Here is an 18,657-nt window from a genome sequence, read left to right as displayed (position 1 = left end):
ACTTCAACCGAAGGGGGACAGGTTCGATGTTCCAGCTCAGGATCTACACGCTGCGATCACCTCAGGCATGACCAGCCCGGAATTCGCCGACGACATGACCGGATTCGACGTTGGCGACATCGTCGACGTTCAGACGACACCGCTTGACCCGACGCCGTTTTCACCGATTGACAAACGACCCAAGGAGCGCGCGACATGACCGTGACCACGACCATCGGCTACACGCTCGCCGGACTCCTAGCCGCGGGCATCATCTTCATCGGCACACGTTTCCTCGTCGCGCCGCGCGTCGCCGCCGCCGGCTACGGCGTGCTCCCCGATCTGGACCGACCGGGGGTGGGCGCGTACCTGAGCGTCAAGGGCGTGCGCGACACCGCCAGTGGGCTCTTCGTCATCATCCTGATGATCGCGGGCGCGACCCACCTGGTCGGCTGGGTGATGTTGGCCGCCAGCATCATTCCGATTGGCGACGCGACCATCGTGCTCCGCAACGGCGGCTCGAAGTCGGTAGCGTGGGGAGTCCACGGCGCCACCGCCGCCGTCATGCTCATCACCAGTGCGTTCCTGCTCGTGCCCTAAGGGAGGAGGAACGCGACCGCGTCATCCACCCTGATCATCGAACCTATTGCACTGCAAGAGCTTTAACCCGCAGCGACCCCGAGGGGTGGACCCACAGTGGCCGCGGGAACGCAGCCGGTAGCTGTTGCGGCGGTAAATGCGAGGATCGTCGCAACGACGACCTTCGTGACTAGACGTGACATGGCAACTCCGTTCATCCGGCCCCTCGTCAGAACTTTAGATGGAACGGCCAATTATTTCAACCACTATTGAAATACTGCGGGTCCGCAGGCATAGTTCCTGTGCGGACAGTTTTATCGGCCGCGCAGCAGGAGCGCTCAGGCGAGCGTTAGGCGCATTAGTGTGTGCGCTGATGCCGTCAGCAACGGCGGCCCTGTCCTTCCTGCCTGCGCGCCTGAAAGAACCGAGCCATGAACGAGAAGGGGAGTCACTTGACGTCTAAGGTTCCGCCGGTCAAGGTCGCGCGAGCCGTTGAACGGACCCGCCACCACTTGTCGCGCCTGCGCCAGCGCTCCGCGCCGCCTGCCGCAGTGATGATGGAATTGATTCTGAACGCATGGGTGGCCCAGGCGATCACGTCCGCGGCGGATCTTGGGGTAGCGGATGCCCTGGCGGATGGCCCACTGTCGGGCGAGCAACTGGCTGACCGGGTCGGTGCCGATGCCGACGCCCTGAGGCGACTGATGCGAGCGTTGATCGGCATAGGGATTTTCCGCCTGGGCAGCGACGGGCGTTACGCACTCACGCCACTAGCGGACACGCTGCGCACCGACGCGCCGGTCTCAATGGCCGGAATGGCGCGGTGGGTCGGCTCACCTCAGCATCGCGAGCACTGGAGCCACCTGACCGACGCGATTCGCACCGGGAACCCGGTGCTCCCAAAGCTTCGCGGCAAACCGGCCTTCGAATACCTGGCCGACGAAGCGGAGTTGGGTGGGATCTTCAACTCTGCCATGACCAATGTGTCCGAGTTTTCTACCGTGCCCTTGACCGCCGCCTACGACTTCGGTGCGTTCGGCACGATTGTCGATATGGGCGGCGGACACGGTCGGCTGCTGGCGGCGATCCTCGAGACGGCTCCGAATTCGCGCGGCGTGCTGTTCGATCTTCCGGAGGTCGTAGCCGGGGCCCCTGAGTTGTTTCGCAAGTACGGTGTCGATGACCGCGCCCGGATCGAAGAGGGCTCGTTCTTCGATTCCGTGCCGCAGGGGGGCGACGCATATGTGCTCAAAAACGTCATCCACGACTGGCCCGAGGAAGACGCGGTCCGCATCCTGAAAAACGTCCGCGCCGCGACCCGCACCGGCGCGCGCCTGTTGCTCTGCGAGTTCGTCATTCCCGACCACGACCGGGACTTCCACGGCAAATGGGTGGACATCGAGATGCTGGTCGTCGCCGGCGCACGCGAACGCACCGCAGAAGAGTACGGCCGGCTGTTCGACCGAGCCGGTTTCCGGTTGAATCGCGTCGTCGACACCGTGTCGCCGCTCAGCATCATCGAGGCAACCGCCGTATAGCCAAGGCGACTCCGGCGCCTTGGCAGGATTGCAACGGCAGATCCGGTGATTTTGCGAGACGCACCTTCCCAGCGCGCATTGACGGTTTCAGTGCGCGGCCTAGTCGTCTCGCCGCGTGCGCGGACGTGCAGGCGCCCGCGAGGTACGCCGCGTACCGCTCGGCGTTCGTGATGGGGAAGACTGCGTACTCGGTATTCCGCGCGAATAGCACTGGGGCGTAGAACTTTTCAGCGAGAGTCTTTCCCGCAGCGGGGAGATCGCGGGAATCTGGAGCTGACCTCACTGTGTGCGGCATCGCCCAAGACCTTCCGATCAATCATGCTCGGCAACGTGTACGGCTCCAAGACGTGGTCGGGGATGGACGCTTCATAAACTGACAGGCCTCCAGACGATTCCGCATCCGCTTTGCTGAAAAGGCGCTGACGTTTCTCCGGCGTGAGCGATAACGGTCCCGGTACCGCCCTGTTCTGCCAAGATTTACACGTCATACCGGCGGGCTGGAGGGGGCGCGTTGCGGTTTCTGAGCCGCCGCATGGGTTATTGGCTGTCTGCAGTCGTCGTTGCTGCGGCAGAATTCAACGCGCTCGGGTTGTGGGGGGTGGCGACGGCACAGCGGGCGCAGTTCGTTCTCGAAGCAGTGTTGTGCGTCGTGGCGCTGCTCGCCGGGCTGCTTGTCGTTCGGCGGGTGGCCGGCCTGGCGCGGTGGTGGCGAGTGACCCTTCTGGCGGCCATCGCCACCTTTCTGACAGCTGAGGCCCTCTCTCAGCGACCCCGGGCGGCCAATAGCGACGCGACCGCGCCAACGTCAGCGGTCATCGGCTATTTCGTTGCCGGACTGCTGTTCGGTGCGGCGATACTTCTGCTGGTCCGGTCCGGCCACCGAGCTCTGACGCGAACGTGGATGGGGGGACGGCAGAGCTTAATTACCACCGGCCTTGATGGATTGTTGGCGACACTCGCGTTCTTCCACCTGGTCTATGTCGCCCGGCTGGGGGCCATGCACGGAGCCGCGCTGCCGAGGTCGACCAACACCGCAGTCGTAACCGGCATTGAGGCAGTCGAACTCGTCGTGGTGGTGAGTGCCCTTCTGCTGGCGATGTGGTATCCGCCGTATCGACCGGGCCGGACGAATTACATGCTGCTTGCCGCCGCTGTGATCACCCTGACGTCTTCAGACCGGCTGCTCGCTTACCTTCGCAGCGTCGGGGTGACCCAGCTGGACTTGTGGATCGGCACCGGATTCGTCATGGCTCCGCTGCTGATCGCATGGAGTCTGGTGGATTTTCCAGCACGCGCCCGCCCCGAGCACGACGAAGAAATGCCGACCAATTGGGCGCAGCTCACCCTGCCGTACGTGGGATTCATGGGCAGTACCGCGCTCGTCACCTTCCACGAGCTCATCGGACGCCGGGTCGACCCCATCTTCATCGGCACCTACGTTGCGATGGCCGTGCTCGTTTCGACCCGGTACCTGGTGGCGATGCGCGTGCAGAGGACGCTCACCGAGCAGCTCATCGACGCCAAACGCCGCCTCGCGCATCAGGCTCATCACGACCCGTTGACCCACCTACCCAATCGATTGTTCTTGGCGCAGCGGCTGGACGATGCGATACGCGACGGACCGTTCGTGCTGATCTTCGTCGACATCGACGATTTCAAAGAGGTCAACGACCGATTCGGGCACGCCGCCGGTGACGAACTGTTATGCGCGATCAGCGCGCGGCTCAGGAGTTGCCTTGGCGCCGACGACACACTGGCTCGTGTCGGCGGAGACGAGTTCGCCATCCTCATCACGGGTGTCGTGGAGACACCCGAACTGGTCGCCGACCAACTGCGGGTGGCGCTTCGCAGCCCGTTCTCGCTACATGGCACGTCGGTCCGAGTGCGCGCCAGCATGGGCCTGGTCAGTCCCGGATGTGACGGCCTGCCTCGGACCTCCGATGATCTACTCAGGCAGGCCGACATCTCGATGTACACCGGAAAGCGGCTGGGCAAGGACACCGCGGTGGTCTACCGGCCGGCATTCACTGTGGCCGAGGATTTTCCGACCGCGCTTCGGCAGGCGAAAGGTGGTACTCCACAGGGCTTTCGGCTGAAATACCAACCCATCGTCGGCCTGCCACAGGGCAACCCGGTCGCCGTCGAGGCGCTTGCCCGCTGGACCACACCGAGCGGCATACAGATTCCGCCCCAGACCTTCGTTTCCCTGGCCGAAGCTAACGGCATGGGGGCAGAACTCGATGCCCTGGTACTCGATCGGGCCTGCGCGGACATCCAATCGTCCGGCCTTGGCCTGGACGTTCATATCAATATCGGCGCCGCGCGTTTGGGCAGCGTCGATTTCGAACGGGTCATCAGCAGCACGCTTGCCCGGCACGGGTTGCCGCCGCAACGAGTCGTCCTAGAGATCACCGAGACGGTTCCCATTGTGGATCTCGCCGACGCAGCGGCGGCCATCAGACGACTGAATGCCCTGGGCATCAGAGTGGCCTTGGATGACTTCGGCGCCGGATACAACTCGCTGACCTATTGGCACGAGTTGCCGGTGCAGATTGTGAAACTCGACCGCGGGCTGGCGATGGGCGTCGAGCCAGGACGTAACCTCACGCTGTATCGCTCGGTCATCGGGCTCTGCGAAGCCTTGGGCCTCAACGTCATTGCTGAAGGAATCGAAACCGCCGAACAGGCTGAGACGGTCTTCATGGCCGGATGTGGTCTGGCGCAAGGCCATCTGTTCGGTCGGGCTACCGACCTCGCTGACGTGGTCGCGTCCTAGCCGATTCGGTTGGCGCGCGTCGGCCCGAGCTCGCATCCCGCTCGACTGCGGACAGTCGGGGGCCAGCGGTCGCCGCCGCGATCGTTTATCGGCAATCGGAAGCGAAGCCCTGGCGGCTACTTCCCGTCGACTCCCGGCCGGCGATTGAGTCCACCTGTTCCAGCACTGTCGTTTCAGGACGCGATGAACGCGAGCAGGTCCGGGTTGAGGACATCGGCGTGGGTGGTCAGCATGCCGTGCGGGTAGCCGGCGTAGGTCTTCAACGCAGCGTTTTGAAGGAGGTCGACCGCTCGGGGCACCGCGCTGGCGAACGGAACGATCTGATCGTCATCGCCGTGCATCACCAGGACGGGAACGGTGATCTTCCGCAGATCCTCGGTGTAGTCCTGCAGCCATGACGCCACTGTCTCGTAGTGAGCCTGGGCGCTGCCGGACATGCCCTGACGCCACCAGTTCGCGATGACCGCCTCGGATGCCGCCGCACCCGGGCGGTTGAACCCGTAGAACGGCCCCTCTGGCACCGCACGGAAGAACTCCGACCGATTCCCCAAGACACCCGCGCGCACCGCGTCGAACCACTCTTGGGGTTGACCGCCCGGATTGTTGTCGGTCTGCATCATGCTCGGCGTCGGGGAGGACACCAGTACCGCCTTGGCGACGCGCTCCTGGTGGCGCGCCACGTAGCAGGCCACTTCAGCACCGCCGGTGGAATGCCCGATATGGACCGCTTCGCGCAGATCGAGCTGCTCGGTCAGCGCCGCGAGATCGGCCACCCAGTGCTGGATGTCATTGCCGGTCCCGACCTGCTCGGATCGACCGTGCCCGCGCCGGTCGTGGGCAATCACCCGATAGCCGTGCTGCAGGAAGAACATCATCTGCGCGTCCCAGTCGTCGGCCGTCAGCGGCCAGCCATGACTGAACACGATCGGCTGGCCAGAGCCCCAGTCCTTGAAGAAGATCTCGACACCGTCCGAGGTAGTAATGGTGGGCACAGACGTTCCTCCCGGCGGTCGCCCTCGCGGGCGCTCCCGCGATCGAGTGATTCACACTGTAAGCCACCAGGTAGAAGTTCGCGTCAACCATCGACTGCATGTTCGCCCGAGAACTGGAAATCCCTGGGCTACAGCGGAAGACGGACATCGGTGTCAGGTCCACACCTGGCCACTACTTGGTGGACGAACCACGAGGCCACCGACGACAAGCAACTCACAAACAGATCGTGACGGAAGGATTGGGGCACACCGAGTCAGCACACCAGGCAAGGGCGGCCCTCCCAGTACCTGTATCACTAGGGTCTCCCAGGCGTCCAAGTCGCCTGTCACCCTTGTTCAGTCGGCTCCCAGCCAGACCGATAAGAAAGCAATGAATCTGGGTTTGCATCACTGGAACTTTTCAGGGCCTCCCGATGTAGGCCACCGCCCTCGCGGCGACGGTCCGAACCCACGAGTTGCGCGGTTTGCACGCTGCAGATCGACAGGAGCGCGCAGTGCGGCCGCCCCGAGAGCCCGTACCAGGTGTCCGCAGTTTTGCCTCCACTAGTTCTACTCGGCTGCACCGAATGCGCGTGTTGGCGCATTCCGCCACAACAGAAGGGACACAGACCAATGGAAGACAACCAATTAAGGACTCATATCGAGCTTTTCGATCTGAGCGGGAAGTACGCCCTTGTAACCGGCGGCACCAGAGGCATTGGGATGATGATCGCGCGCGGCCTTCTGCAGGCGGGCGCCCGCGTCGTCATCAGCTCACGCAACGCAGATGCGTGCGCGGAGGCACAGCATCGGCTGTCCGAATTCGGTGACATCCAAGCAATCCCCGCCGACCTGTCCAGGCACGACGAATGTCAGCGCCTAGCGGATCTGGTCACGACCGACTCACACTTGGACATCCTCGTCAACAACGCGGGAGCGATGTGGCGCGAGCCGCTAGAAACGTTCCCGGACGAGGCCTGGGACTCAGTGATCGACCTCAACCTCAAGTCACCGTTCTGGCTGGTGCAGGCGCTGCTCCCCGCACTGCGCGAGGCGGGCACTGCCGATGATCCCGCGCGGATCATCAACGTCGGCAGTATCGCCGCCATCCACGTCGCCCAGTCGCCCAACTATTCGTACGCCAGTAGCAAGGCGGCACTGCATCAACTCACCAGAGTGCTTGCCAGAGAGTTGGGCCCACAGCACATCACGGTGAACGCGGTCGCACCGGGAGTGTTCCCTTCGCAGATGATGGCGTCCACGCTCGATGCCATCGGTGACACGATCGCGGCGGCGGCGCCTCTGCGCCGGCTCGGCCACGACGATGACATGGCGGGTGTCGCCGTGTTTCTCGCCAGCCGGGCTGGGTCCTACCTCACGGGAACCATCATTCCGGTCGACGGCGGCATCGCGACGACCGCAACGGGTACGCCCTAGGCGGTCTCCAAGTCGGGTCTTACGCGGTCGTAGGGGTACCAGCAGTGCCTCCCATAGACTGCGGGACGGACCTACGGTGAAGGGATGGCCACGACGGACCTTCGCACCGATATCCGGGAGTTTCTCAGCTCTCGTCGCGCCCGCATCACGCCCGAACAGGCGGGCCTGCCCGCATACGGCGGCAATCGTCGGGTCAAAGGTCTACGTCGCGAAGAGGTAGCGCTACTGGCGGGGGTATCGGTCGACTACTACGTGCGCATGGAGCGCGGCGGCCTCGCCAGTGCCTCCGATGGTGTGCTCGACGCGTTGGCCTCGGCCTTGCAACTCGACGAGGCCGAGCGCGACCACCTGTTCCACCTCGCGCGCCATTTCGCGGCGACCGGCGGCCCGCGCCGGCGCAGGCCCGCCGTGAGGGTCCGCTCGTCACTGCAGCAGGTGCTCGACGCGATCTCCGATGCGCCGGCCTCGATCGGTAACGGACGTTATGACGTGGTGGCCATGAACCAGCTCGGGCGCGCGCTGTATTCACCGGTGCTGGCCGACCCGCACCGACCCGCGAACACGGCGCGGTTCGTGTATCTGGCTCCCGAAGCGGCCAGAGATTTCTTCGTCGACTACGACACAATTGCCGGTGACGTGGCCGCGAAGCTACGCATGCAAGCCGGCCGCAATCCGCACGACGAGCAGCTGATCGCCCTCGTCGGCGAATTATCAACGCGCAGTGACCTATTCCGGCAGCGGTGGGCTTCTCAGGACGTGCGGCTGCACCGGTCCGGGCGCAAGCGGTTGCGCCATCCGATCGTGGGCCAGCTCGACTTGGACGTCGAGTCCCTCGAACTGCCCGCCGACCCCGGCCTGCACCTCAACGTCTACACCGCGCCCGCGGGCACGCCGACCGCTGATAATCTGGCGCTCTTGGCGTCGTGGGCGGCCACCCAACAGACGCTGGCCACCGAGCTAGGAGCACCCAATCACTAGTCGAACTTTGGCGTACTAGTCGCACACTTCCCGCCGACCACCTCGGGGTGATCGAACATGGCGACGAGTACGCATACGGTCGCGACATTCACGGAGCTCCCCACACCCGAGCCACTTCTAGCCGCAACAGTGGGTCATACATCGGGACGAAAGCGCCTATGCCGCATGGGTGGGGCAGGCGCGTGCCAGGGCGGCCATCTCGTCGCCGAACTCCTGGTTAACCCGGGCCACCGCTTTCGCCGACGGCGGCAGTTCCGTTTTCAGCGGGTCTTGTCTGCCTAGGTCGTCGTTCATCTGGTTGGCGTCATTCATGAATTCTCGGGCTAGCGCCGCAGCTCGTTGCGCGTGGGCCGACAGGCCAGGCGCGGTCACCTGGTTGGCTCGCCGCGCAAGGCCATCGAGCCATGCCTGATAGTCGGCGTCAGTGGGCACGGAGTTTTCTTCGTAGGAGCCCGGTGGCGCGAACCGCGTCTTGGCTTTCAACGAGGCCTGCATGTCGCGGTTGAAATCGATGAATTGCCGCACACTCCAACACGGTTGCGCCCGCTCATCGATGCGCAACGCGACGAACAGACCCGCGGCGGCCACGACCACGCACCATGCCGTCAGCAACCGCCGGGCGGTCCTGCGTGTGCGGAGACTGTTCGCGGCCACAAGACCAACCTAATTGCTGATGGGGCCGCGCGAAACCACGTCATCGGGCATCAGCTGCCCGCGCTCTCAACTGTCTCGGGGACCAAGCCGGCGCCGCCCCGTCACGCGTGGGGGCAGAAGATGCCCAGGATCTGTTGGCAGTTGTCCTTGTTGATGAGCGCCGGCGGGGGCGGGGGCGGCGGTGCCGGTGGGTTGTCGCCGTCCCAAATGTTCTGGGCGACATTGCCCTGCCCGAAGTAGACGTAATAGTAGGTGTGGCAGATGTTGTTGTCCCAAATGACGGGATTGGTGACGTGGTTACCGGTCGGCGGCAAAGGTTCCCCCGGGCACCAGCGGTGCGGGCCGCCATCGGCGTTGGCGGTGCCCGCGGCGAGCCCGAGACCTGCGGCACCCAGTCCGCCGGCCACCAGGGCGGTTGTCGCCAACCGCGCGATCCGTCGCATCATGATTGTCCTGTTCCGTCGGGTGGCCCCCGGAGTGGGGCGCTCTCGAGCTGAAGCAAATAGCGCGCCCGCCGCTACCGATCCCAAACTTGTCCAGCGGTCGCCGTGGCCGCTGCGCGGTTTGGGCAAGTCCCATGCATGCTGAGCGATTGCGGGGGGTGACACCGCATGGCCGCTTGCCGTGTAACGCCCCGACGTCAGGCGGGTGTCAGACTGGCTTCGCCAGGTGAGCGCGAAAGTGGCCGACGGGCGGGCCGAACTGTTCTTCGACCACCACCTCCGACGAAGTTGAGTACGAACTGCCGTCCCGCCGCCGCGGCGGGATGGGGGCTGTCAGGCGAGCATGGTTGCCGCGCAGCGCGACTCCGTGCTGTGACCGTTAAGGATCGTTACCGCAATCGTGATTTTCGCGCTCGTATCATTGAATTCACGAGAATTCGAAAGTTTCGACCTCAACAACGCCGATCGGCGTCCGCGAGCCTGGGGGGCTGATATGACCATCGCAATCGCCGAGCGCGAGCCAGTCGAGAAAGACGCGTCCCACGCGCACGCCGATGCCGCTTTGGCGGTCGCAAGGGTCAACGCGATGCCCTGGCGAGGGGACATCGTTCTCGCCGAATGGAAGCCGCGCTGGCGACCCACGGAAGAAGAGATCGTGCGCGCGGCGATCGCGGTGATTTTGGCCGCCCTTGTTGTGATGATCGGCGTCGCCGCGGGCGCGATCTTGACAATGGGCTAGCAGCGGATAGGGCAGGTGGCCCTGAGCCCCACGAGAGAATGCGATCAGGGACCACAAGTTGTCGGCACGACCGAGTAGCTTGAAAGTGCTGCAGCACAACGTGTACGGACGCCCAGGAAGCACTACGGATAACCCGCAAGTTTTGATCATGCATGTTGCTTCACCGCGGCGTCACCGGGGGAGCCGAGCCGAGATCACCAACTCGGGCTTGCGAGAGTTGACCGAGGTGGTCTGCTCTTCGAACTCGGCAACCAAGCCGGTAGCGGCAACGATCTGTAGATGGAGCCCCATTCGCTACCCCCGGGCCAGAGTCGCCCCGCGTGGTGCATCGAGCACGTCGCGGGGAGGCTACATCAGACCTGGATCTGTCCGCCGTCCACAGTGAGCTCCGCACCGGTGAGGAAGCTGCTCTGATCCGAGGCCAAGAACAGCACCGCCGCTGCGATCTCCTCGGGGCGTCCCAGCCGCTTCATTGGCAGCTGAGCGGCCATGCCATCGAGCAGGTTCTGCTGCTGGTCAGCCGGCGCCAGGCCGGTGAGTCCGGGTGTTTCGACAGGGCCGGGCACGACGGTGTTGACCCGGATCTTGCGGTCGGCCAGTTCCGCCGCCCACGTGCGGCCGAGGGACCGGATGGCCGCTTTGGATGCCGCATAGAGACCGAACGCGGGTTCGCCCTTGGAGGCCGCGGTAGATCCGGCGAGGACGATCGATGCGCCCTCGTTGAGCAAAGGCAGTGTCTTCTGCACGGTGAACACCGTGCCGGCGACGTTGCGGTCGAAGTTGTTCCGGTAGTGCTCGGGGGTCACATCGGCCAAGGCGGCGAAATCGCCGCCACCGGCATTGGCGAAGACAACGTCAAGGCCCTTGCCGTGGGCTGAGATTTCGGCGGCCAGGCTGTCGAGTTCGTCTGGCTTACTGACATCGCTCTGCACCGCATGGGCGCCGATCGAGGCGGCTGCCCCGTCGAGGCGGGCGCGGTCGCGACCGGTGATGAAAACATAAGCGCCTTCGTCAGCGAGGCGCTTGGCCGTAGCCAGACCGATGCCCGAGGATCCGCCAGTGACCAGTGCTGTCTTGCCGTCGAGCTGTCCCATGGTCGGGCCCCGTTCTTGTCGTGTTGTTGATCCGCTACCCGACTACAACCTACGGGATACATCACCTATTCCGGCGAGTTCAATACCGTCCACAGTCGATTGATCCGTTCGCCGGATATTTCGGCCACGTCGAAGCCCGATGCCACGGTGTTACCGTCAGCGGTGTGTAGCTCCCACGCCAAAAAACCGAGTCCACGGGTCTGGCGGACCGTACCGGCCTTGACGAAATGCAGGCCCCGCAGCTTTTCCTGCAGCCCGGCCGCTTTGGCATTGAGGTCGTCGCGGCCGGTTACTACACCTTCATCGTCGATCCATTGCACGTTGTCCGCGTAGGTTGTCGCGATCGCCTCTGTGCGCCGCCGCGGGTCGCGCTCATTGAACACGGCCAGGAGGTTGGCTTCCATCAGCCGGGTGATGACATCGCTCACGTGACACTCCAGAGTTTAGTGATGTATCACCTAAAATAGCACTACCTTGTTGCCGGTGGCAGCGAGCTATTGTGATCGAGGTTGACGTGAATGTGCTCCAACGCGGCGGTCAGCGGTGCCAGCAGGTTCTCAGGCAGGGGATCAAAGAACAGGCTGCGTACCAGGTTGACATGACCGGGAGCGGCATCGACGAGGGCGTGCCACCCATTCTGGGTAAGTACGACATGGCTGGTGCGGCCGTCCTCGGCGCTGGGCCGCCGTTCGGTGAGGCCGCGTTCCTCCATGCGCCGCAATTGATGTGACAACCTGCTGCGTTCCCATCCGATCCGCGCTGCGAGATCGCTGACGCGCATGGCCTCCTCGCGGTCACCGCTGAGTGCGACGAGAACGTCGTAGTCGGCCAGCGACAACCCGGATTCGGCCTGCAGCTGGCGGTTCATCTCGTAGTTCATCCGTAGCTGCACGCGCATGTAGGCCACCCAGGCGCGCTGTTGCCTCGGGGTTAGCCACTGCCGCTTTGGTGATATGCCACGCACTTTTCTTGGAGTCACGTTGATCAGTATGACGGCGCAACGGGCTCAGCGCGGGTGATCGGCGAAGCTGTCCCAGGTGCATCCGCCCACCATTGGTCCGCAATAACTGCGGAGTCCGAGGCCTTGACGGCCGGTGTATCCGTTATGCTGCCGGTTGTTCCGGAATGTCGGTGCGCAGTTCAATTGCGAATAACTTTTGCAAAGGCAGCTCTCAAGTATTGCCCAGTTCAACGTCCGCCAGCGGAGCTGCGATTGCGGCCATACTCCTGATCGTTAGCGCACCGACTACGGCCTGCAGCCACCGGCCGTCATTTCATGCTGACGAAACGGTCAACTCAACAACCACATCCACCGATGCCGCGGCGGCAAAAAGCGACTCATTGACGTTGGCCGACAGAGTTTTCCCGCTGCACGAGGTCCAATGCCGCCGCATGGGCGGCGCGGTGCTGGTCACGGCCAAAACGCAGTCCGGCGACAGTGTCATCGTCGACGCAGCGGGCGGCAAACTCGAAACCCTGGACTTCAGCGCCGATGGTATCGCCTACTTCTGGGAACCGACGTCGACCGGAGGAGTGCCGGCCCCGGCGCTGACGCAGGACCGTGACCATTACGCGGTCACTGGCAAGATCAAACAGCTTCACGACTACACCAAGATCAGTGATTTCACGTTTAGGGCAACCTGCCCGCATTGAACATTCCGCCATGCGCATTACCGGCCCCATCCGGCTGTGACGGGCCGATGACCGCACCGGGATCGACTGTGCGCCAAGGCCGGCCGCCGTCCAGCAGATCTGGCGAACCGCTAACCATGTGGCACCACCATGATGTCGCGGGCACAATGTCGGATTCAGGGAGTGATCGAGAAGCGCGTCAGTTGTCCGGTCTCATTCGGCTTGGCGGTGGGGGAGCGCCCGGACACGGGTTGTACTGTGTCCAGGCGACTTTCGGAGGTTCACCATGACACTACCCAACGACGACGCCTGGGGTCCGGCCACCAGAGTGGGAACCACGGCCACGATGGCGGCGGCGGCGAGAGCCGTCGCCACCAGGGATGGGATCATCGACGATCCTTTCGCCGAGCCGCTGGTGCGCGCCGTCGGTGTGAGCTTTCTGACCCGCTGGGCTACCGGCGAGCTCGTCGCCTCGGACCTCGACGCCGAGGGCAGCTCGTGGGGCCTGGCGCAGATGCCCGCATCGATTGCGGCCCGCACGCGGTACTTCGACGAGTTGTGTGCCAATGCCGCAGGAGCGGGCATCCGCCAAGCCGTAATACTCGCCTCGGGCCTCGACGCGCGCGCCTACCGACTGGACTGGCCCCCGGGGATCACGGTGTTCGAGATCGATCAACCGGCCGTCATCGAGTTCAAAACCACTACGCTGGCCAAGCTCGGTGCCGAACCAAAAGTTGACTTACGCACGGTCGCCATTGACCTGCGCGACGACTGGTCGACGGCACTGACGACGGCGGGTTTGGACACCCGGAAGCCCACGGTGTGGATCGCCGAAGGCCTATTCGGTTATCTGACGCCCAAGGCCCAGGATCTGCTGCTCGATACGGTCACTGCGCTGAGTGCTCCAGGCAGCCGACTCGGGAGTGAGGCTGTGCCGAATACCGCCGATATGGAACCCAACGCAGCGCGCGAACGCATGCGCGAGGCGACGGCCAAGTGGCGCGACCACGGCTTCGAACTCGACTTCGACGTGATCGAGTTCGAAGGCGAGCGCCACGCCGTCGGGCCGTACCTGGATGCGCGCGGCTGGACGTCGGTCGCAACGCCGATGGCCGAGTTGCTCGCTCGCCACGGGTTCGGGGCCATCGCGCAGGCCGACGATGATCGACAGACGATGAACGGCGTCACCTACTACACGTCAACGCTGAACACAGACCGTTAGCCGTCACCGGGGGTTCCGTCACGCTTGCACGCTCGGAAAGGTCGCGGCAACTGTTGCTAGCTCTTCCAGACGACCTTGTCCGTGCCTCCGGCGTCCCGGTAGACGACGCTGTCGGGGTTTGTACCGTTGCGAACGTCGAAGTAGATACGCCCCGTAACAGGGCTGCCGAGGGGGAGCGGCCCCTCAGGAAGGCCATCGGTCTGGTTGCCCTTCATCACCGCGTACGTAGAGCTGTTGACGGCCCGAGCGTTGAAGTCGGCAATGTTCGGAGTGGCGTTACCACTCACACCCTTGGCGGTGACATCGGAGTACCAGATGCCGTCGTTGTGGCCGCTGGGCAGCAGGTCGATCACGGTGTAGTCGATGGTGCCGCCCATACTGGAAAGCTCTGCCATCTGGCCGAATTGCAGCACTTGGGGATCGGCCAATGCCGGTGTCGCCGCGAACAGTCCGGCCGCGGCCAAAACAGCTGTTGCCGCCGCCGTTTTCGATGCAATGTGTGAGAACGCCACGTCGGGCTCCCTTCGTGAGGTGCCGGCTCTCGAAGAGCGGCACTGATTCACGAGGTCTATCCAAAGCTCGGAATTTCAAACCTGATGTTTGCTAGCACGCTCCCAGAAGCCCATGGTGGATTTCATCGAGCACCGGTGATCCTTATTGAGGTGCTCCGACTCGCCGTCGATGGCCGCGTTGTAAGTTCGTCCGGAGCTACGAAGATCGCGACCGCCTGCGCCCCTCATTTGGTTCGGTTCAGTCCCGGGCGGGCGAGGAGGTCAACCGCATTTGACCCACACCACAGGAAGACGCGGAAGGAAGCCCATGAGAACGATCGCATACCGCCACGCGGCAGTCGTCGGCCTGGCCGCCGTCGCGCTGATCACTGTGGGCTGCAGCCATGGCAAGGGCGTCGTAGCGTCGGCACCGCCTCGGGTCGGGGTGAACGCCGCCACCGCAACGTCTAAAGCCCCAGCGCCACCCACCGAGGTGAAGCTCATCGGGGAGCGCGACGTCGAGGTGACCCTGACCGGCCCGATCGCTGCCAAGTACTCGTCGGCGACCGAGAGTCAGAGGCAGGCTCTCGGCAAGCCATTGACGGGTGACCGCAATGCCGGCACCCGGGAGAGCGGGGTGGTGTTCCAGCAGTTCCAGGGCGGCGTGATCACCGCCAAGAACGCCGGGGCCGGCACGCCCGCATACATCACGCTGGGCAAGATCCGGGAGGCGTGGAATGTCCCACGCGACCCGGACGGCGCGCCTGCGGTCACCGGCACCAACGGTTCGGCAGGTCCGCTGGGCTTAGCCACCAGCGACGCGAACGCCGCCGGCGATCTGCTCGTGGAGACGTTCGAGCACGGCAAGATCGAGTACAACACGAAGACCGGCCTTGTCGCGGTGACGGTCAACGACAAGGTCGTGCCAACCGGGCTGTAGCCGAATCGCGGGCAGCGACCTTGCCACTACCGCACATCGCCACCTGGATGGCTCGCATGGAGGTTCCACTGGCCGCAATCGGGGGCCAGGACATCGTTGACGTCGACTTCGAGTCCGCCGACCTTCGGCCCGGGATTGGACGCGGTGCTCACGACGCGCTGGTAGAGGACAGCGGCGGGGTGGACCTGATTGCCGGACCAGGCTCGAGTTTGCCAGACCCAGCGGCGGCCAGGTGTGCTCGAGGACCCGACAACGCCATCGGCCGCGGCCCATTGGCACGTCCTGACGCCTCCGTAGATCCCCGTGCGTTGAACCCCTAGAACCGAGTTGATTCCGCGAAACCATTGCAGCGCAGTGCGATTCCAGGTGTCGCGATTGATGTCTTCGTCGATGGTGAAGAAAATTGGTGCACCCTGGCTGCCGCCTGCGGCGGTGTGTAGCTGCCAGGCGGTGCGCGCGTCCGCGATGCCGCCGGCGTAGCCCCGCGTGAAGTCCGACGGTGTCGACCCACCTGGTTTGCCGTATTGGTAGTTACTGACGATCACCAGGCCTGCGGCTTTCAATGAGTCGGCATAGGGCCGAGTGATCGGCTTGGCGCCAAACGATGTGCCAGGACGCGACTCCGATACGTAGTTGACCACCCCGCTATAGCCGGCAGCTCGAATCTCCTGCGCAGGAATCTGGCGCGCGGCGAAGTCGATCAGTTGGGGAGGAGCGGCGGCGGCCGCCGTAGGCATGCGGCAGGCGACTGTCGCGGCACCCAAACCGGCCAACGCTGTTGCGTAGCGCAGCGCGTCGCGCCGAGAAACCGTTCGCAGTCGCACATCGCGGGCCGGCGGGGGCAAACTGTGCATCGCGCGATGTTAACGATGTGACTGTTGTCACCGATAGACCTGCGCTAGCCGAAACGCGGTTGCATTCCCAAACGGATACCGAACGGTGACCGTTCGGCTATGACTTCGGGTGCAAAACGAAGATCGCGCGATCCATCTGACGAAAACAGCGAGATTTACTGATAGCCCTCCATATTCGGTCCCGCCGCATTTCTCCTCAAGCAGTTGCGCGCGAGCGGGGGAGCGGCTTGGGCTTCCCCGCTGCCGGGGCACCAGATCGATATCCCGCTGTTAACCGACTTATCCCACAATCGCCCGCGCTGCGCGCTCTGCGATGAGCATGACCGGCGCGTTGGTGTTGCCGGAAATGATGGTGGGCATATTCGACGCATCGACCACCCGAAGTCCGCCGACGCGGTACACGCGGCAGTCGGTGTCGAGCACCGTGGCGGCCGAACGCGGCCGCCCGCGGGCGTCAAAGGCTCCCATCGCGCAGGTACCCACCGGATGGAAGATAGTCGTGCCGAGTTCACCGGCCGCCCTCTGCAGCTCTTCATCGCTCACCAGTTGCGGGCCGGGTAACAACTCCTGCGGGCGGTAGCGGGCCAGAGCCGGCGCCGCCATGATCTGCCGGGTCATCCGGAGGCCCCGCACGGCGACTTGGCGATCGGCGTCAGTCGACAGGTAATTGCAGAAGATCTTCGGGTAGGTCAGGGGATCTGCACTGGCCATGCGCACATGGCCTCGCGAGCTGGGTCGGAGATTGCAGACCGAAGGAGTAATCGCTCCGAAGGGGTGCAGGGGTTCGCCGAACTTCGGCAACGACAAGGGCTGCACGTGCCACTCCAGATCGGCGGCTTCCAGCGCGGGGTCGCTCTTGGCAAAAGCCCCGAGTGTGGAAGGGGGCATCGTCATGGGCCCCGATCGCAGTAGTAGGTACTGAAGTCCCATGCCTGCGCGGCTAATCCAGTTCCGGTACAGCGTGTTGACGGTCGGGGCGCCCCGGATCCGGTAGATCGTTCGAATCTGCAGGTGGTCTTGCAGGTTTTCGCCTACTCCTGGCAGATCGACGGCCACCGGTACTTGATGTTGGGCAAGCAGGCCGGCCGGACCCAGACCCGAGACCTGCATTAGATGCGGCGAGCCAATAGCCCCAGCGCTGAGGATCACCTCGTGGCGGGCTCGGACGTCGATGATTTGGCCGCCTCTGAGAAGCCGCAGGCCGGTGACGCGGTGCTGGGCCGTCGTCCAGGCCCCGCGACGCTGATCGTCCGGGACCTGGTCGTCCATCAGGAGCCGCAAGGCCTGGGTCTGCGTGTAGACGGTGAGGTTCGGCCGGTGGGCGATGGGATGCAGGAAGGCATCGGCCATCGACCAGCGACGGCCACGCCGTTGGTTGACGTGAAAGTACGCAGAGCCGGCGTTGACGCCCCGGTTGAATTCATCGATCGGGAGGATGCCCATCTCGGCAGCTGCGGCCTGCCAGGCGTCCAGGATTTTCCAGCGCACGCGTGGCCGCTCGACAGGGATCTCGCCACCGGCGCCGTGGCAGTCGTCGGCTCCGCCGAAGTAGTCCTCCAATTTTTTGTAGATCGCCAGCGTCTCGCCTGGCCTGTCCGGGCCACCCCAACGCCATCGCTCGTCTCCGGTGGCCTGCGCCCACAGGTTGTAGTCGCTAGCCTGGCCGCGCATGTGGATCATGGCGTTGATCGACGAGCAGCCGCCGATCACTCGGCCGCGCGCGTAGTGAATGCTGCGGCCGGCCAGGCCGGGGTCGGGCTCAGTCGTGAAGCACCAGTCGGTGCGGGGGTTGGCGATTGTGTACAGATAACCGACCGGCACCTTGATCCAGAACCAGTCGTCGGTGCCGCCGGCCTCGATCAGGAGGACACGGCGATCAGGGTTGGCGCTGAGCCGATTGGCGAGCAGGCAGCCTGCGCTGCCTGCTCCCACGATGATGAAATCGAATTCGGCGATCGGGCTCATTCCGGTATCGGTCCTCCATAGCGTCGGATGCGAGTCCTAGTGTGCGCGATGACCACCACATCTCGTCGAGGAATGATTGGCCTTGAGAGCTACGCGTTGACTTCGGTGTCTGACAATTGTTGTGGCACAAATCAAAACGGAATCTTTTACGGGCAAACTCCACCCGCGAGAGGTGGGGCCAGGTCGCTTACTGGTAACCCGCCATATTCGATTCCGCCGTATTACTCCTAGTGCGAAACGCTCGCTTGCGCGAATGAGCAGGGAGCTGTGCCGGTAAGGAGCCCGCGATGCCCCGCTACGACCTGACCGGAATCACGTAGTCGCACACCCGTCGTCCCGATCCGCCGGCGCGGCGGGCTCTCAGC

Annotated in this window: 19 protein-coding genes; 10 read left to right on the top strand and 9 right to left on the bottom strand. The window is 64.1% G+C overall.

Annotation, left to right across the window (positions count from 1 at the left end; all coding sequences use genetic code 11):
• Positions 1-67 precede the first annotated feature (67 nt).
• The 4 genes from A5750_RS26505 to A5750_RS01320 all read left to right on the top strand — a co-directional run bounded on the left by A5750_RS26505 (position 68) and on the right by A5750_RS01320 (position 4,872).
• On the top strand, positions 68-199 hold the full coding sequence (locus tag A5750_RS26505) for a hypothetical protein (protein ID WP_255360742.1): 132 nt from the start codon (positions 68-70) through the stop codon (positions 197-199).
• Entirely contained in the window at positions 196-579 is a 384-nt protein-coding gene (locus A5750_RS01330; RefSeq protein ID WP_067260770.1) for a DUF4267 domain-containing protein, read from the top strand. Before A5750_RS26505 ends, A5750_RS01330 begins: the two co-directional genes overlap by 4 nt.
• Before the next feature lie 410 nt (positions 580-989).
• Entirely contained in the window at positions 990-2,096 is a 1,107-nt protein-coding gene (locus A5750_RS01325) for a methyltransferase (RefSeq protein WP_067260768.1), read from the top strand.
• A 649-nt stretch (positions 2,097-2,745) separates the two neighbouring features.
• Entirely contained in the window at positions 2,746-4,872 is a 2,127-nt protein-coding gene (locus A5750_RS01320) for a bifunctional diguanylate cyclase/phosphodiesterase (RefSeq protein ID WP_231989087.1), read from the top strand.
• Between the two features lie 173 nt (positions 4,873-5,045).
• Here the strand turns inward: A5750_RS01320 and A5750_RS01315 are convergent, their stop codons facing one another.
• Positions 5,046-5,864 (bottom strand): alpha/beta fold hydrolase, encoded by an 819-nt coding sequence (locus A5750_RS01315; RefSeq protein WP_066948650.1) that lies wholly within the window; start codon positions 5,862-5,864, stop codon positions 5,046-5,048.
• Positions 5,865-6,476: 612 nt separating this feature from the next.
• Here A5750_RS01315 and A5750_RS01310 point away from each other — a divergent pair.
• Both A5750_RS01310 and A5750_RS01305 read left to right on the top strand, forming a co-directional pair.
• Entirely contained in the window at positions 6,477-7,280 is an 804-nt protein-coding gene (locus tag A5750_RS01310) for an SDR family oxidoreductase (RefSeq protein WP_066948653.1), read from the top strand.
• A gap of 84 nt (positions 7,281-7,364) precedes the next feature.
• On the top strand, positions 7,365-8,258 hold the full coding sequence (locus A5750_RS01305) for a helix-turn-helix transcriptional regulator (protein WP_066948657.1): 894 nt from the start codon (positions 7,365-7,367) through the stop codon (positions 8,256-8,258).
• A gap of 156 nt (positions 8,259-8,414) precedes the next feature.
• On the opposite strand, the gene A5750_RS01300 is transcribed toward A5750_RS01305, so the two are convergent.
• Together A5750_RS01300 and A5750_RS01295 are read right to left on the bottom strand one after the other, a co-directional pair.
• Positions 8,415-8,912: a hypothetical protein gene (locus A5750_RS01300; RefSeq protein WP_231989086.1), complete on the bottom strand. Its 498-nt coding sequence runs from the start codon at positions 8,910-8,912 to the stop codon at positions 8,415-8,417.
• Between the two features lie 101 nt (positions 8,913-9,013).
• Positions 9,014-9,358 carry a hypothetical protein gene (locus A5750_RS01295; RefSeq protein ID WP_066948665.1) on the bottom strand — a complete coding sequence of 115 codons (345 nt, stop codon included), beginning with the start codon at positions 9,356-9,358 and terminating at the stop codon, positions 9,014-9,016.
• Between the two features lie 397 nt (positions 9,359-9,755).
• Here A5750_RS01295 and A5750_RS01290 point away from each other — a divergent pair, with 397 nt between their 5' ends.
• On the top strand, positions 9,756-10,094 hold the full coding sequence (locus tag A5750_RS01290; protein WP_231989085.1) for a hypothetical protein: 339 nt from the start codon (positions 9,756-9,758) through the stop codon (positions 10,092-10,094).
• Positions 10,095-10,447: 353 nt separating this feature from the next.
• On the opposite strand, the gene A5750_RS01285 is transcribed toward A5750_RS01290, so the two are convergent.
• The 3 genes from A5750_RS01285 to A5750_RS01275 all read right to left on the bottom strand — a co-directional run bounded on the left by A5750_RS01285 (position 10,448) and on the right by A5750_RS01275 (position 12,086).
• The gene (locus tag A5750_RS01285; protein ID WP_066948672.1) at positions 10,448-11,188 is read right to left on the bottom strand and encodes an SDR family NAD(P)-dependent oxidoreductase; all 741 of its coding nucleotides are present in this window, start codon (positions 11,186-11,188) and stop codon (positions 10,448-10,450) included.
• 65 nt (positions 11,189-11,253) lie between these two features.
• Complete coding sequence (locus A5750_RS01280) at positions 11,254-11,616, bottom strand: nuclear transport factor 2 family protein (protein ID WP_231989084.1); 363 nt, start codon at positions 11,614-11,616, stop codon at positions 11,254-11,256.
• Between the two features lie 41 nt (positions 11,617-11,657).
• On the bottom strand, positions 11,658-12,086 hold the full coding sequence (locus tag A5750_RS01275; RefSeq protein ID WP_082948151.1) for a MarR family winged helix-turn-helix transcriptional regulator: 429 nt from the start codon (positions 12,084-12,086) through the stop codon (positions 11,658-11,660).
• A 227-nt stretch (positions 12,087-12,313) separates the two neighbouring features.
• Here A5750_RS01275 and A5750_RS25675 point away from each other — a divergent pair, with 227 nt between their 5' ends.
• Positions 12,314-12,841 carry a lipoprotein LpqH gene (locus tag A5750_RS25675; protein WP_156659264.1) on the top strand — a complete coding sequence of 176 codons (528 nt, stop codon included), beginning with the start codon at positions 12,314-12,316 and terminating at the stop codon, positions 12,839-12,841.
• 265 nt (positions 12,842-13,106) lie between these two features.
• Positions 13,107-14,042 (top strand): SAM-dependent methyltransferase, encoded by a 936-nt coding sequence (locus A5750_RS01265; protein WP_066948683.1) that lies wholly within the window; start codon positions 13,107-13,109, stop codon positions 14,040-14,042.
• 56 nt (positions 14,043-14,098) lie between these two features.
• On the opposite strand, the gene A5750_RS01260 is transcribed toward A5750_RS01265, so the two are convergent.
• Positions 14,099-14,554 (bottom strand): DUF1942 domain-containing protein, encoded by a 456-nt coding sequence (locus A5750_RS01260; RefSeq protein WP_066948686.1) that lies wholly within the window; start codon positions 14,552-14,554, stop codon positions 14,099-14,101.
• A gap of 307 nt (positions 14,555-14,861) precedes the next feature.
• Here A5750_RS01260 and A5750_RS01255 point away from each other — a divergent pair, with 307 nt between their 5' ends.
• A complete protein-coding gene (locus A5750_RS01255; RefSeq protein ID WP_067260766.1) occupies positions 14,862-15,473 on the top strand; it encodes an LGFP repeat-containing protein in 612 nt (203 codons plus the stop codon).
• Between the two features lie 26 nt (positions 15,474-15,499).
• Here A5750_RS01255 and A5750_RS01250 read toward each other — a convergent pair whose 3' ends face one another.
• Positions 15,500-16,327: a DUF1906 domain-containing protein gene (locus tag A5750_RS01250; RefSeq protein ID WP_067260763.1), complete on the bottom strand. Its 828-nt coding sequence runs from the start codon at positions 16,325-16,327 to the stop codon at positions 15,500-15,502.
• Positions 16,328-16,606: 279 nt separating this feature from the next.
• Positions 16,607-18,292: a GMC family oxidoreductase gene (locus tag A5750_RS01245; protein ID WP_067260760.1), complete on the bottom strand. Its 1,686-nt coding sequence runs from the start codon at positions 18,290-18,292 to the stop codon at positions 16,607-16,609.
• Positions 18,293-18,657 lie beyond the last annotated feature (365 nt).

It is taken from the genome of Mycobacterium sp. 852002-51613_SCH5001154, from assembly GCF_001667425.1.
In the GTDB taxonomy this organism is placed as follows: Bacteria; Actinomycetota; Actinomycetes; order Mycobacteriales; family Mycobacteriaceae; genus Mycobacterium.
Note: the sequence above shows the minus strand (reverse complement) of the source record. Positions and strands in the feature narration are given on the sequence as shown.

Excerpts from the sequence above, each read along its gene's own strand:
- A5750_RS25675 (WP_156659264.1), top strand. The coding sequence starts at position 12,314 with ATGTCGGTGCGCAGTTCAATTGCGAATAACTTTTGCAAAGGCAGCTCT.
- A5750_RS01255 (WP_067260766.1), top strand. The coding sequence starts at position 14,862 with ATGAGAACGATCGCATACCGCCACGCGGCAGTCGTCGGCCTGGCCGCC.
- A5750_RS01310 (WP_066948653.1), top strand. The coding sequence starts at position 6,477 with ATGGAAGACAACCAATTAAGGACTCATATCGAGCTTTTCGATCTGAGC.
- A5750_RS01285 (WP_066948672.1), bottom strand. The coding sequence starts at position 11,188 with ATGGGACAGCTCGACGGCAAGACAGCACTGGTCACTGGCGGATCCTCG.
- A5750_RS01265 (WP_066948683.1), top strand. The coding sequence starts at position 13,107 with ATGACACTACCCAACGACGACGCCTGGGGTCCGGCCACCAGAGTGGGA.
- A5750_RS01330 (WP_067260770.1), top strand. The coding sequence starts at position 196 with ATGACCGTGACCACGACCATCGGCTACACGCTCGCCGGACTCCTAGCC.
- A5750_RS01245 (WP_067260760.1), bottom strand. The coding sequence starts at position 18,292 with ATGAGCCCGATCGCCGAATTCGATTTCATCATCGTGGGAGCAGGCAGC.
- A5750_RS01305 (WP_066948657.1), top strand. The coding sequence starts at position 7,365 with ATGGCCACGACGGACCTTCGCACCGATATCCGGGAGTTTCTCAGCTCT.
- A5750_RS01325 (WP_067260768.1), top strand. The coding sequence starts at position 990 with ATGAACGAGAAGGGGAGTCACTTGACGTCTAAGGTTCCGCCGGTCAAG.
- A5750_RS26505 (WP_255360742.1), top strand. The coding sequence starts at position 68 with ATGACCAGCCCGGAATTCGCCGACGACATGACCGGATTCGACGTTGGC.
- A5750_RS01250 (WP_067260763.1), bottom strand. The coding sequence starts at position 16,327 with ATGCACAGTTTGCCCCCGCCGGCCCGCGATGTGCGACTGCGAACGGTT.
- A5750_RS01295 (WP_066948665.1), bottom strand. The coding sequence starts at position 9,358 with ATGATGCGACGGATCGCGCGGTTGGCGACAACCGCCCTGGTGGCCGGC.
- A5750_RS01275 (WP_082948151.1), bottom strand. The coding sequence starts at position 12,086 with ATGCGCGTGCAGCTACGGATGAACTACGAGATGAACCGCCAGCTGCAG.